The following is a 12,907-nucleotide window of genomic DNA, read 5'->3' as shown; positions in this document are numbered from 1 at the left end:
GAAGTGCTTTAAATTGTTTGGATGATTGTTTTATGTTTTTATCTGGTCAAACCCTTCCCCGTATACTCCTCTGACGATGCTTTGGGAGATGAAGGCCTGATGGTCGATTTGTTTTACCAGGCGGAAGATGGAGACGGATTCTGATTTTTTGGCCAGCAATACAACAACCTTGACCGGTTTGCGGGAATATCCTCCTACGCCGTCGAGGATGGTGCAACCACGGCCTAAATCATTGATGATGTGTTCGGCTATTTCGTCATATTTTTGGGAAAAAATCAGGAATTGGACGGATTGGCGGTTTCCGTTCAGGACGACGTCGATTATATAATTGCTTACAAACATTTCAACGAAACCGAAGACGATTTTTTCTACATCGTGGAACAGGAAAAATGAAGAACCGATGATGATAAAATCGCAGAACAGCAAGGCTCGCCCGATCGATATATTCTTGTATTTGTTTACAATAGCTCCAACGATATCCGTTCCTCCCGTACTACCGTTTGCCGAGAAGACAAGTCCGAGACCGGATCCGCAAAGGAATGCGCCGATGATGATGGACATAAACGGTTGATCATGTAAGAGTGGCTCTCCTTTCAGAAGCCATTCGAAAAATGATAAAGAAGCCGACAAGGAGAACACTCCGAAAATCGTTTTTATCAGGAATTTGAATCCTAAAATTTTCAGTGCCGCTAACAGCAATACGATGTTTATGACAAAGTAAGAAACTGAAACAGGGATTAATTCATTGCTGGCAAAAAAGATCAAGGCACAAATACCACTGACTCCACCGGTGATAATTTCATTCGACAGAATGAAAGCGTTGAAGCCGAAGCCGTACAAGAGAGTACCTAACAGGATCATCAGGTAATCTTGTACAGCAAAATAGACTTTGTTGTTTATAAGCTTCATATAAATAAATTTAGATTACGATGTTTACAATCTTTCCGGGAACAACGATAATCTTTTTCGGAGTCTTGCCTTCCATCCACTTAGCAGAATTTTCATGGGCAAGAGCGGCTTTTTCTATCTCTTCGCGGGGCATATCGGCCGGAAGTTCCATACTGAAACGGGCTTTGCCGTTGAAGGAGATAGCATAAGTGAGCGAGTTTTCTTTCAAGTATTCTTCGTTGTAGACAGGCCATTCGGCATCGCATACGGTGGTATCGTGACCGCAGGTATGCCATAATTCTTCAGCAGTATGAGGAGCGAATGGAGCGAGCAGAACGATTAACTGTTCCAGGATTGTCCGTTTGTTGCATTTCAGGCTGCTGAGTTCGTTTACACAGATCATAAAGGCACTGATGGAAGTGTTGTACGAGAAATGTTCAATATCGTATGTCACTTTCTTGATCAGTTTATGTAATGATTTCAATTCATCGGCTGTCGGTTCTGCATCCGTGATCTGCAAGGTGTCCGTATTGCCGAAGAACAGTCCCCAGAGTTTTTTCAAGAAGCGGTGTACGCCGTCGATGCCATTCGTATCCCACGGTTTGGACTGTTCCAACGGACCTAAGAACATTTCATACAAGCGAAGCGTGTCGGCGCCATATTTCTCGACAATCATATCTGGGTTGACCACGTTGAACATGGATTTCGACATCTTTTCAACAGCCCATCCGCAGATGTATTTGCCATCTTCCAATACGAATTCTGCATCGTTATATTCCGGACGCCAGTTTTTGAAGGCTTCGATATCCAATATATCGTTTGATACGATGTTTACGTCTACATGGATAGGAGTGACCTCATACTGGTCTTTCAGGTTCAGGGATACGAATTTGTTGGTGCCGTTGATACGGTATACGAAATTGGAACGCCCTTGGATCATACCCTGATTGATCAGTTTCTTGAACGGTTCCTCTTCACAAACGACACCTAAGTCAAACAGAAATTTATTCCAAAAACGGCTGTAGATCAGGTGTCCGGTAGCATGTTCGGTACCACCGATATACAGGTCTACGTTGCGCCAGTATTCGTCTACGTCTTTAGCAACTAAAGCCTGGTCGTTGTGCGGGTCCATGTAGCGTAGGTAATAGGCGGATGAACCGGCGAATCCCGGCATCGTACAAAGTTCCAACGGGAAGATAGTTTCGTTGTCTATTTTGGAAACTTCCGTAACTTCCTGTTTTACGGTGTCCCATGCCCATTTTACGGCATGTCCTAAAGGAGGTTCGCCTGTTTCGGTCGGCAAAAATTTGTCTACTTCAGGCAATTCCAGCGGCAACTTGTCTACCGGCAACATCTGAGGCATACCATCTGCATCATAGTAGACAGGGAACGGTTCACCCCAATAACGCTGGCGGCTGAAAATAGCGTCGCGTAAACGATAGTTCACTTTTACGCGTCCTAATTTATGTTCTACCACATATTTCTTAGTGGCGGCAATTGCTTCTTTTACGGTCAGGCCGTTCAATGACAGGTCGCAATAAGGCGCTACATCCGGTCTTGGTGAGTTGCAGACGATTCCTTCTTTTGCATCGAAACTTTCTTCGCTTACGTCACAGCCTTCGATCAATGGGACAACCGGCAGATTGAAATGTTTGGCAAAGGCATAGTCACGGCTGTCGTGTGCGGGAACGGCCATGATAGCGCCGGTTCCGTAGCCAGCCAATACATAGTCGCTGATCCAGACGGGCACAGCGTCACCGGTGAACGGGTTGATTGCATATGAACCGCTGAATACACCGGTGACAGAACGGTCGGCAATACGTTCGCGTTCCGTACGTTTTTTTGTACGGTCCAGATAAGCATCGACTTCTTGCTTTTGTTGGGGAGTCGTCAATTGTGCGACCAGTTCGCTTTCGGGAGCCAGAACCATAAAAGTAACACCGAACATGGTATCAGCGCGGGTTGTAAAGATGGTAAACTCAAGGTCGCTGTCTTTTACTTTGAACTGGATCTCGGCACCTTCGCTACGACCGATCCAGTTGCGCTGTGTTTCTTTTAACGAATCTGTCCAGTCAATTGTGTCCAGTCCGTCCAGAAGCCGTTGTGCATAAGCGGATACGCGTAGACACCACTGACGCATGATCTTTTGTTCCACCGGATAGCCACCACGTTCGGAAACACCGTTCACTACTTCGTCGTTGGCCAATACGGTGCCCAGTGCAGCGCACCAGTTTACCATTGTTTCTCCCCGGTAAGCAATCCGGTAGTTAAGCAGGATTTCCTGTTTTTCTTTTTCGCTTTTGGCTTTCCATTCATTGGCGGTGAAATGCAATTCTTCGCTGCAAGCGACATTCAAGTCTTCCGTTCCGGACTGTTCGAAAGCTGCAACCAATTCACTGATAGGACGTGCCTGTTTTTTGTTGTTGCAGTAATAACTGTTGAACATCTGGATAAATGCCCATTGCGTCCATTTATAATATTCGGGATCACAAGTACGGATTTCGCGGCTCCAGTCATAGCTGAAACCTATTTTGTCCATCTGTTCCCGATAACGGGCAATGTTTTTCTTAGTCGTTACTTCTGGATGTTGTCCGGTCTGGATGGCATATTGTTCTGCAGGCAGTCCGTAGGCATCGTAGCCCATCGGATGTAAAACATTGAAACCCTGCAAGCGTTTGTAACGGGAATAAATATCAGAAGCGATGTAACCGAGTGGGTGGCCTACGTGCAGTCCTGCTCCTGACGGATAAGGGAACATGTCCAAAACGTAATACTTTGGTTTGTCGGTATTCTTTTCGACTTTATAAACCTTATTGGCAATCCAGTATTCGTGCCACTTTTTCTCAATTTCTCTGAAATTGTACTCCATGATCGTTTATCGTTTATTTTATCGTTTTCTATTTAAAGCCACAAAGTTAGTGAATTTTGTAATACATAGAGGTTTGAAGCAGCAAATTGCAAGAATGGACAGAGTGAAATTTCACTCCGGGAATTGTAGATACCCATCTAGAAATTACAATATCTCCCTTTAGATCTAAAAGATACAATAAATTGTTGGTTTATAGCAAAATGATAAAAATGTCTGTTTCTTAAAAAATATTACCCTATAAGGAAATTTGAATTAGATGGGGTAGAAAATCGAATTAGATGAGGTAGTAGTTTCGATTTGGACGAATGGCTTTTTACGGAATAATACAATAAGGGGGAAGGAGGATGAAAAATTTGTTGGATAGAATAGACCTGAAAGTGTAGAGTGACTTACAAAAAAATCCCCCGCAGAAGGGCGAGGGAACCTAATGTTTTCACAACGGAATAATCCTTATTGTGATTTGCTTCATTTTAGTGTCACAAATATATGAAATGAAAGGTTTGTGTGCAATGTTTTTTGATGATAAAGTTATTATATTTGGAAAAATTAAAACAGTATACCATGAAAAAGATTTTAGGGCTGGATTTAGGTACGAGTAGTATAGGGTGGGCATTAGTAAACGAAGCCGAAAATAGTGATGAAGTATCGTCTATTATTAAATTAGGAGTAAGGGTAAATCCTTTGACAGTGGATGAAATGCAAAACTTTGAAAAAGGGAAAAGTATCACTACGAATGCTGATAGAACTTTAAAAAGAAGTATGCGCCGTAATCTGCAACGGTATAAATTACGTCGGGATGCGTTGATTGAACTTCTGAAAAAAGTAGGTTTTATTACAGATAAAACGATACTTTCGGAACAAGGAAACAGAACTACGTTTGAAACCTATCGTTTACGAGCTAAAGCAGCTGAAGAGGAGATATCTTTGAAAGAATTGGCACGTGTATTGTTGATGATTAATAAGAAGCGTGGTTATAAAAGTAGCCGGAAAGCAAAGGGAGAAGAAGAGGGGGCTTTGATTGACGGAATGGAGATTGCTAAGAAATTGTATGATGAAGATCTGACTCCAGGGCAGCTTTGTTTACAATTACTTGAATCAGGAAAAAAGTTTTTCCCTGATTTTTATCGTTCAGATCTGCAAGAAGAATTTAACAAGATATGGGATTTCCAAAAGCAATTCAATCTCTTTTCTTTTTGTGATGTTGCCAAAGAAGAAGTCAAAGGGAAGAATAAAAGTCAGACGTGGGCTATCTTGGCAAAATATTTTGTAGAAACGAAAAAGGTAAACGTTTGGAATGAACATGAGGCTCAAACAGAGAATAGAGAAGAAGTGTATAAACTTGTTGGCCTTAAGCGGACGGTAAAAGGGGAGGAACTGAAAAAGGAAAATTATCGTTGGCGTGTGCAAGCCCTTACTGAGCAATTGGACTTAGAAAAAATAGCCGTAGTATTGCAAGAAATCAATGGCCAGATAAGTGCGTCAAGCGGTTATTTGGGAGCTATCAGTGACCGTAGTAAAGTGCTTTATTTCAATCGTCAGACGGTAGGACAGTATCAGATGGCAGAACTCAATAAGAATCCCAATATGAGTTTACGAAATATGGTATTTTATCGGCAAGATTATTTGGATGAGTTCAATGTTATTTGGGAGAAGCAAGCCGAATTTCATAAAGAACTGACACCTGAATTGAAGAAGGAGATACGTGACATCATTATTTTCTATCAAAGGCGGTTGAAAAGCCAGAAGGGATTGATTAGTTTTTGTGAGTTTGAAAATCGGGAAGTCGTTGTTGAAAAAGAGGGTAAGAAGCAGACAAAGATTATTGGTTGCAAGGTTATCCCCCGTTCGCATCCGTTGTTTCAGGAGTTTAAGATTTGGCAGACATTAAATAATATAGAGGTGTTTGTTGGTGAAAAAAAAGGGAAGCGGAAGAAATCGAATGTTTCGTCTGATTTGTTTGGTGATACGGAGGATGCCTTGATAACAGAAGGTAGACGGTTTCTGTATCAAGAAGAAAAAAAGATATTAGCTAAAGAACTCTCTATAAAAAAGGGTTTGACAAAAGCGGAAATATTAAGACTCTTATTTGAAAATCCACAAGAACTGGATATAAATTTCAAACAGATAGATGGCAATCAAACGGGATTTGCCCTTTTCTCTGCCTATAGTAACATGATCGAGAAGTATGGCTATGAACCATTGGATTTTAAGAAACCGGCAGAAGATCTGATAAGTCAACTGAAAACTGTTTTTACCGATTTGGGATGGAATACGGATTTGCTTTTTATAGACTTGGATAAGGAAAATAAAGAATGGGAAAAACAACCTTATTTCAGGCTTTGGCATTTATTGTATTCATTTGAAGGAGATAATACACCGACGGGGAATGGCAAGTTGATAGAAAAAATCATGCAACTTTGTGGGATAGAGAAAGAGTATGCCATAGAACTTGCGAATGTCTCGTTACAAGATGATTATGGTAGTTTGAGTGCCAAGGCCATAAAAAAGATTTTGCTTTACTTGAAGGAGGGGAACCAATATGATATGGCTTGTGAATATGCCGGTTATCGTCATTCCAAATCGTCTCTGACTAAGGAAGAAATTGAAAATAAGGTTTTAAAGGATAAGTTGGAAATTCTTCCTAAGAACAGTTTACGCAATCCTGTAGTGGAAAAGATTCTGAATCAAATGGTAAATGTGATCAATACCGTCATGGAGGTTTATGGAAGACCGGATGAGATTCGGGTGGAACTGGCGCGGGAATTGAAAAAGAGTGCCAAGGAGCGAGAGGAGCTGACAAAGGCTGTCGCAAAGAATACCCGTGAACATGAAGAGATACGCAAGGTGTTACAATCGGAATTCGGTATGATAAATGTGAGCCGTAATGATATTATCCGGTATAAACTTTATGAAGAATTGAAAGATAATGGATATAAGACGTTGTATTCCAATCAATATATCCCGAGAGAAAAACTTTTCAGCAAAGAAATAGACATCGAACATATCATTCCCCAATCCCGGCTTTTTGATGACTCGTTGTCCAATAAGACATTGGAATATAAGTCAATCAATATAGAGAAAGGGAATAAAACTGCCTACGACTTTGTAAAAGAAAAATATGGAGAGGAAGGTTTGCAACAATATCTCAATCGTTGTGAGAATCTATGTAAGGATAAGAAAGCCAAACTCCGGAAGTTGAAGATGGAGCTGAATGAAATTCCGGATGGATTTATAGATAGAGATTTGAGGAATACGCAATATATAGCCAAAAAGGCTCTGTCCATGTTGACGGAAATTTGTCGTAGGGTGGTTGCTACAACCGGATCTATTACGGATAAGTTGCGTGAAGATTGGCAACTGGTAGATGTGATGAAAGAGTTGAACTTACCTAAATATGAAGCCTTAGGATTGGTGGAAGTTTATGAAGACAAAGATGGAAGAAAGATTAAGCGAATAAAAGATTGGACAAAAAGGAATGACCATCGACATCATGCGATGGATGCATTGACGGTAGCTTTTACTAAAGATGTGTTTATCCAGTATTTCAATAACAAAAATGCTGCATGGGAATCCGACAGCAAAGAACATACTAATATAGTAGGTATAAAGACGCGCTATTTTGAGTCAGGAAAGGCAGTGCCACCTATACCGCTGGGACAGTTCCGGGTAGAGGCAAAATGCCATTTGGAGAATCTGTTAGTTTCTATCAAGGCCAAGAATAAAGTCGTTACTACCAATGTGAATTGTATAAAAAAGAAAGGTGGTACATATAAAAATACACAACAAACACCACGTGGACAGTTGCATTTGGAAACAATTTATGGGAGTCATAATCAGTATGTTACGAAGATAGAAAAAGTAAATGCGTCATTTGATGCCGTAAAGATTGCAACCGTAAGTAAACAGGATTATCGGAATGCGTTACTCAAACGTTTGGAGGTTTTTGGTAATGATCCCAAGAAAGCATTTACAGGTAAGAACTCGTTGGAAAAGAATCCGATTTATCTTGATAGAGCACAAACCATACAAGTTCCGGATAAAGTACAAACAGTTGAACTGGAAACGGCTTATACGATACGCAAACCGGTTGATCCTACCTTGAATGTAGATAAAGTTGTAGATAAAAAGATACGTCTCATTTTGGAACAACGCCTGAAAGAATATGGAGGAGATGCTAAGAAGGCGTTTGTCAATCTGGATGAGAATCCAATATGGTTAAATGAAGAGAAAGGGATTAGTATCAAACGAGTTACTATCCGTGGAATCAGCAAAGCCCAAGCTTTGCATGATAAAAAAGATAAAGATGGCAATTTCATTTTAGATGAAACAGGAAAGAGGATACCGGTTGATTTTGTGAATACAGGTAACAATCATCACGTTGCGATTTATCGTAAACCTGTTTTAGACAAAAAAGGCCAAGTGATATTTGATGATGAAGGCAATCCAATGTATGAACTAGATGAAGATGTTGTTCCTTTCTTTGAAGCTGTAACACGGGCAAATTTAGGAATACCTATTATTGATAAGGACTATAAAAAGAGTGAAGGTTGGCAATTTTTGTTTAGCATGAAACAAAATGAATATTTCGTGTTCCCTAATGAGAAGACGGGTTTTAATCCTAAAGAGGTGGATTTGTTGGATCCAGACAACTATGCGATGATTAGTCCGAATTTGTTTAGGGTACAGAAGATAGGTTTAAATGACTATACTTTTAGACACCACTTAGAGACAACGATACAAAATGATTTAAAATTCATAACTTGGATTAGATGTGGAAAAAGTGGTATTAAGGATATTGTGAAAGTTCGAATCAATCACATTGGACAAATCGTTTCAGTAGGAGAATATTGAAAAAATTTATATTATGAGCAACATCAAACTTTTCCAAAATAAAAAGATTCGTTCTGTATGGGATGAAGAAGAACAGCAATGGTACTTTTCAGTAGTGGATGTTGTTGGAGCACTTACAGATAGTGTGAATCCAACTGACTACCTGAAAAAGATGCGTAAACGAGATGAAGCACTGGCTACCTACCTGGGGACAAATTGTCCCCAGGTAGAAATGATGACGGAAACAGGTAAAAAAAGAAGGACATTGGCTGCTAATGTGCAAGCTTTGTTTCGTATCATCCAATCTATTCCTTCCCCTAAAGCAGAACCATTCAAGTTGTGGTTAGCACAAGTCGGTTATGAACGTGTGCAGGAAATTGAAAATCCGGAACTGGCTCAAGAACGTATGAAAGAACTTTACGAACAGAAAGGTTATCCTAAGGATTGGATAGACAAACGTTTGAGGGGAATCGCTATCCGGCAAAACTTGACGGATGAATGGAAAGAGAGAGGGATTACGGAGCAGAGTGATTATGCAATCTTGACAGCTGAAATTTCCAAAGCAACGTTTGGTATGGCTCCTTTCGATTATAAAATGTATAATGGATTGACAAAAAAGAATCAGAACTTACGCGACCATATGACTGATTTGGAACTAATCTTCACCATGCTTGGCGAACGAGTCATTACAGAAATATCTCAAAAAGAAAAAACTGATACATTTCAGAAAAATAAGCAGGTCGCGAAGCGGGGAGGAAATGTAGCTGGTGTGGCGCGTGAACAAGCCGAAAAAGAATTAGGAAGGAGTATTCTTACTCCGGAAAACTTTTTACCTAAATTAGGCGAAAAAGGCAATGATCTTCAATAATTCCCTTTTGAAGAAAATGATGAGTAATTAATTAAAATCAAATGGCTTATGATCAAGAAAACGCTCTATTTCGGAAATCCGGTTTATCTGTCTTTAAAAAATGCCCAGTTGGTGATAAAGCTACCGGAAGTGGTTAAAAATGATACGTTGCCCGAAAGCTTTAAACGTACGTCGGAAGTGACAAAACCTATTGAGGATATTGGAGTAGTCGTGTTGGACCATAAGCAAATTACCATTACGTCAGGTGTGTTGGAGGCTTTGCTTGAAAATAATTGTGCCATCATAACCTGTGATAGTAAAAGTATGCCGATAGGCTTGATGCTTCCTCTATATGGAAACACGACACAAAATGAAAGATTCCGTCAACAGTTGGATGCTTCTTTGCCGTTGATGAAACAACTTTGGCAGCAGACAATAAAAGCAAAGATTGAAAACCAAGCAGTGGTATTGAAAGAATACTCCGATGTTGAAACAAAATGTATGAACGTGTGGGCAGCTGATGTGAAAAGTGGAGATTCGAACAACTTGGAGGCCCGTGCTGCTGCCTATTATTGGAAAAATCTGTTTCAAATAGAAGGTTTCACAAGAGATCGGGATGGTATTCCACCTAACAATCTGTTGAATTATGGGTATGCCATTTTACGAGCAGTTGTGGCTCGCGGGTTGGTGGTGAGCGGACTTTTGCCTACGTTGGGGATTCATCATCATAATCGTTATAATGCTTATTGTTTGGCTGATGACGTGATGGAGCCTTATCGTCCGTATGTGGATCGATTGGTTTGTGGCATGATCAAACAAGGTGTAGATTATACGGAATTGACTAAAGAGTTGAAAGGACAGTTACTAACAATTCCTGTATTAGAAACTCATATTGCCGGAAAGCGTAGTCCGTTGATGGTGGCTGTGGGGCAAACGACAGCTTCCTTGTATAAGTGCTTCAGTGGAGAGTTGCGCAAAATTTCTTATCCGGAAATGTAGTTATGAACCGATTTAGCGAATATCGTGTTATGTGGGTACTTGTATTATTTGATTTGCCTACTGAAACGAAGAAGGAGAAAAAGGCATATGCTGATTTCAGAAAGAATCTGCAAAGGGATGGATTTACAATGTTTCAGTTTTCTATCTATGTCCGTCATTGTGCCAGTAGCGAGAATGCAACTGTGCATATAAAAAAGGTTAAATCGTTTATTCCAGAGTATGGAAGTGTCGGAATTATGTGTATTACGGATAAGCAGTTTGGAAATATCGAACTGTTTTATGGTAAAAAGACAATGGAGGTGAGTACTCCAGGGCAGCAATTAGAACTGTTTTAAAAAGAAAAATCCCGCTTAATAGTGGGATTTTATCTTTGAAACAACATCCATTTTTTTATTCTAATTTGCTGTGTAATTTGTTGATTAACAATTGATAATGATAAATCAGTTGTTTCTAATGGTTCAAAGATACTAAAATGAAAACAAATTACAACTAGATACTTGTACCACATCTTACGAAGCACGTTGTTTCTAATGGTTCAAAGATACTAAAATGAAAACAAATTACAACAAGGACTTTTCTCCGAAATAAATTTGAACGTTGTTTCTAATGGTTCAAAGATACTAAAATGAAAACAAATTACAACTTTGGAGATGTAGATGCAAAGTATATAATACTCTACAAATATGAATATGTTTATAATTAGCCATATTATGAAATTTTTTCTATACCAACATATACTTAAGGACTATGATTCCTAAGATCCCAACCATTAATTCTAATATCAGATACTTTAAGATTTTTTTTACTATATACTAAGATCTGATATGTTGTCTCTTACCTACTTATCGAGTAAATAGTAATCTACTCGTTAAGCAGGAAGAGGTCATTTTTGTTATTGGAAACAAACTTTTTGGAAGGTTATTTTTCACTCGGTAATAGCGGCCAGTTTGGGTCCGATCTGTGTTCACGAACCATGATATTTTTCAGTTCCGCTACTTTTTCAGGATACTGATCCAGTATATTATGCCGTTCCGATGGATCGGAAGCTAAGTTATACAATTCATAATAGGGCTTGTCACCACGGATATTCATGTGGACCAATTTCCACGGTCCTTTGCGTACAGCTTGGCGACCGTTCAGTTCCTGGAATTCAAAATACAGGAATTCATGTTCTTTCTGTCCCTTCCGGTTTTCCAGAAGGGGAAGCATGCTGACACCATCCATCTCCTTCTGTTTGGCTTTCGGATGGATGATTTCTTCGAAGGTCGGTAATACATCCCAGAAAGAACACATAAAGTCGGTTTCTGTATTCGGTTGGACATGTCCCGGCCAGGAAATGATCATTGGAACGCGAATGCCACCTTCGTACAAATCCCGTTTATATCCACGGTAAATGCCGTTGCTGTTGAAGAAGTCGGGATCGGCACCCCCTTCCATATGCGGTCCGTTGTCGCTCGCAAAGATAATGATTGTATTATCATATAAGCCTTTATCTTTTAACTTTTGGATGATCTGCCCGACATAGAGGTCCAGACGGTAAACCATAGCGGCAAAAGTGGCATGGGGATGGAACTGCGAACAGTAACCTCCTTTGCGGAAGGCGGGACTGCCCGGTTCGGCCCCTTTGTAAGGTTTTTCCGGATACATACCGCGAAATTTCTGTATGATACTGTCTTCCGGCACGATCAATTCCGCATGCGGAATGATGGTCGGATACCACATGAAGAACGGTTCGTCCGGATTCATATTGTCCAGATATTCCAGAGCCTTTCCATGAATAAGGTCTTGCGAGTAAGTACCTTTTCCGTACTGTATATTCAGATTGTTGTCTTCGAGTTCCACCCGTTTGTCGTTATCCCAAAGATGGTCGGGATAATAACTGTGTGCCAGCAACTGGCAATTATATCCGTAGAAAGTGTCGCAACCCTGATTTTTAGGATCGCCGGTCGAACCGATATAACCCAGTCCCCATTTGCCGAAAGCGGATGTCTTATATCCTGCATCTTTCATAACCTCGAAGATGGTACGGGCATCTGCGGGAAGTGGAAACTGTCCTTCCGGATCGAGTTCGAGGTTACCGCGGACAGGTGTATGCCCGCTGTGCGTGCCTGTCAACAGGCAGGAGCGGGAAGGGGCGCTGACGGTTGTCCCTGAATAACATTGCGTAAAACGCATTCCACTTTGTGCCAGCTTATCAATGTTGGGTGTTTCGAACTTTTCCTGTCCGTAACAACTTAGATCTCCATAACCCAAATCGTCTGCAAGGATAAAAACGACATTCGGTTTTTTATCCTTATTCTTCTCTGCATGGATGGAAGGAGCAGCTAGCAAAAGGCCGGTCGAAATTAGAATTGCTTGTTTCATATTTTTCGATGATATATATATATGTTTTACTATTTACAAATGTATGGCTTTTTAGAAATTAATGTTTGGCAAATAGAAAATAAATAGAAAATAAATAGATAATTTTGCAA

At 40.2% G+C, this 12,907-nt stretch carries 7 protein-coding genes; 4 read left to right on the top strand and 3 right to left on the bottom strand.

Going from position 1 to position 12,907, the window contains the following annotated elements; all coding sequences use genetic code 11:
• Nucleotides 1–30 precede the first annotated feature (30 nt).
• Complete coding sequence (locus tag NQ564_RS15600; RefSeq protein WP_008146753.1) at nt 31–909, bottom strand: YitT family protein; 879 nt, start codon at nt 907–909, stop codon at nt 31–33.
• 10 nt (nt 910–919) lie between these two features.
• The gene (gene leuS, locus NQ564_RS15595; RefSeq protein ID WP_008146752.1) at nt 920–3,757 is read right to left on the bottom strand and encodes a leucine--tRNA ligase; all 2,838 of its coding nucleotides are present in this window, start codon (nt 3,755–3,757) and stop codon (nt 920–922) included.
• A 561-nt stretch (nt 3,758–4,318) separates the two neighbouring features.
• On the opposite strand from leuS, the gene cas9 reads away from it, so the two are divergent.
• The 4 genes from cas9 to cas2 are packed head-to-tail and all read left to right on the top strand — an operon-like array spanning nt 4,319 to nt 10,768.
• A complete protein-coding gene (gene cas9, locus NQ564_RS15590; protein WP_039848039.1) occupies nt 4,319–8,608 on the top strand; it encodes a type II CRISPR RNA-guided endonuclease Cas9 in 4,290 nt (1,429 codons plus the stop codon).
• A gap of 13 nt (nt 8,609–8,621) precedes the next feature.
• Entirely contained in the window at nt 8,622–9,455 is an 834-nt protein-coding gene (locus NQ564_RS15585; protein WP_008146744.1) for a BRO-N domain-containing protein, read from the top strand.
• A gap of 48 nt (nt 9,456–9,503) precedes the next feature.
• Nucleotides 9,504–10,433 carry a type II CRISPR-associated endonuclease Cas1 gene (gene cas1, locus NQ564_RS15580; protein WP_008146742.1) on the top strand — a complete coding sequence of 310 codons (930 nt, stop codon included), beginning with the start codon at nt 9,504–9,506 and terminating at the stop codon, nt 10,431–10,433.
• 2 nt (nt 10,434–10,435) lie between these two features.
• Nucleotides 10,436–10,768 (top strand): CRISPR-associated endonuclease Cas2, encoded by a 333-nt coding sequence (gene cas2 / locus NQ564_RS15575; protein ID WP_021862581.1) that lies wholly within the window; start codon nt 10,436–10,438, stop codon nt 10,766–10,768.
• Nucleotides 10,769–11,351: 583 nt separating this feature from the next.
• Here the strand turns inward: cas2 and NQ564_RS15570 are convergent.
• Nucleotides 11,352–12,797, bottom strand: a complete 1,446-nt coding sequence (locus tag NQ564_RS15570; protein WP_008146738.1) for an arylsulfatase — start codon at nt 12,795–12,797, stop codon at nt 11,352–11,354.
• Nucleotides 12,798–12,907 lie beyond the last annotated feature (110 nt).

It is taken from the genome of Parabacteroides johnsonii DSM 18315, assembly GCF_025151045.1.
Lineage (GTDB): Bacteria > Bacteroidota > Bacteroidia > Bacteroidales > Tannerellaceae > Parabacteroides > Parabacteroides johnsonii.
This window is presented reverse-complemented; position numbering and strand designations above follow the sequence as displayed.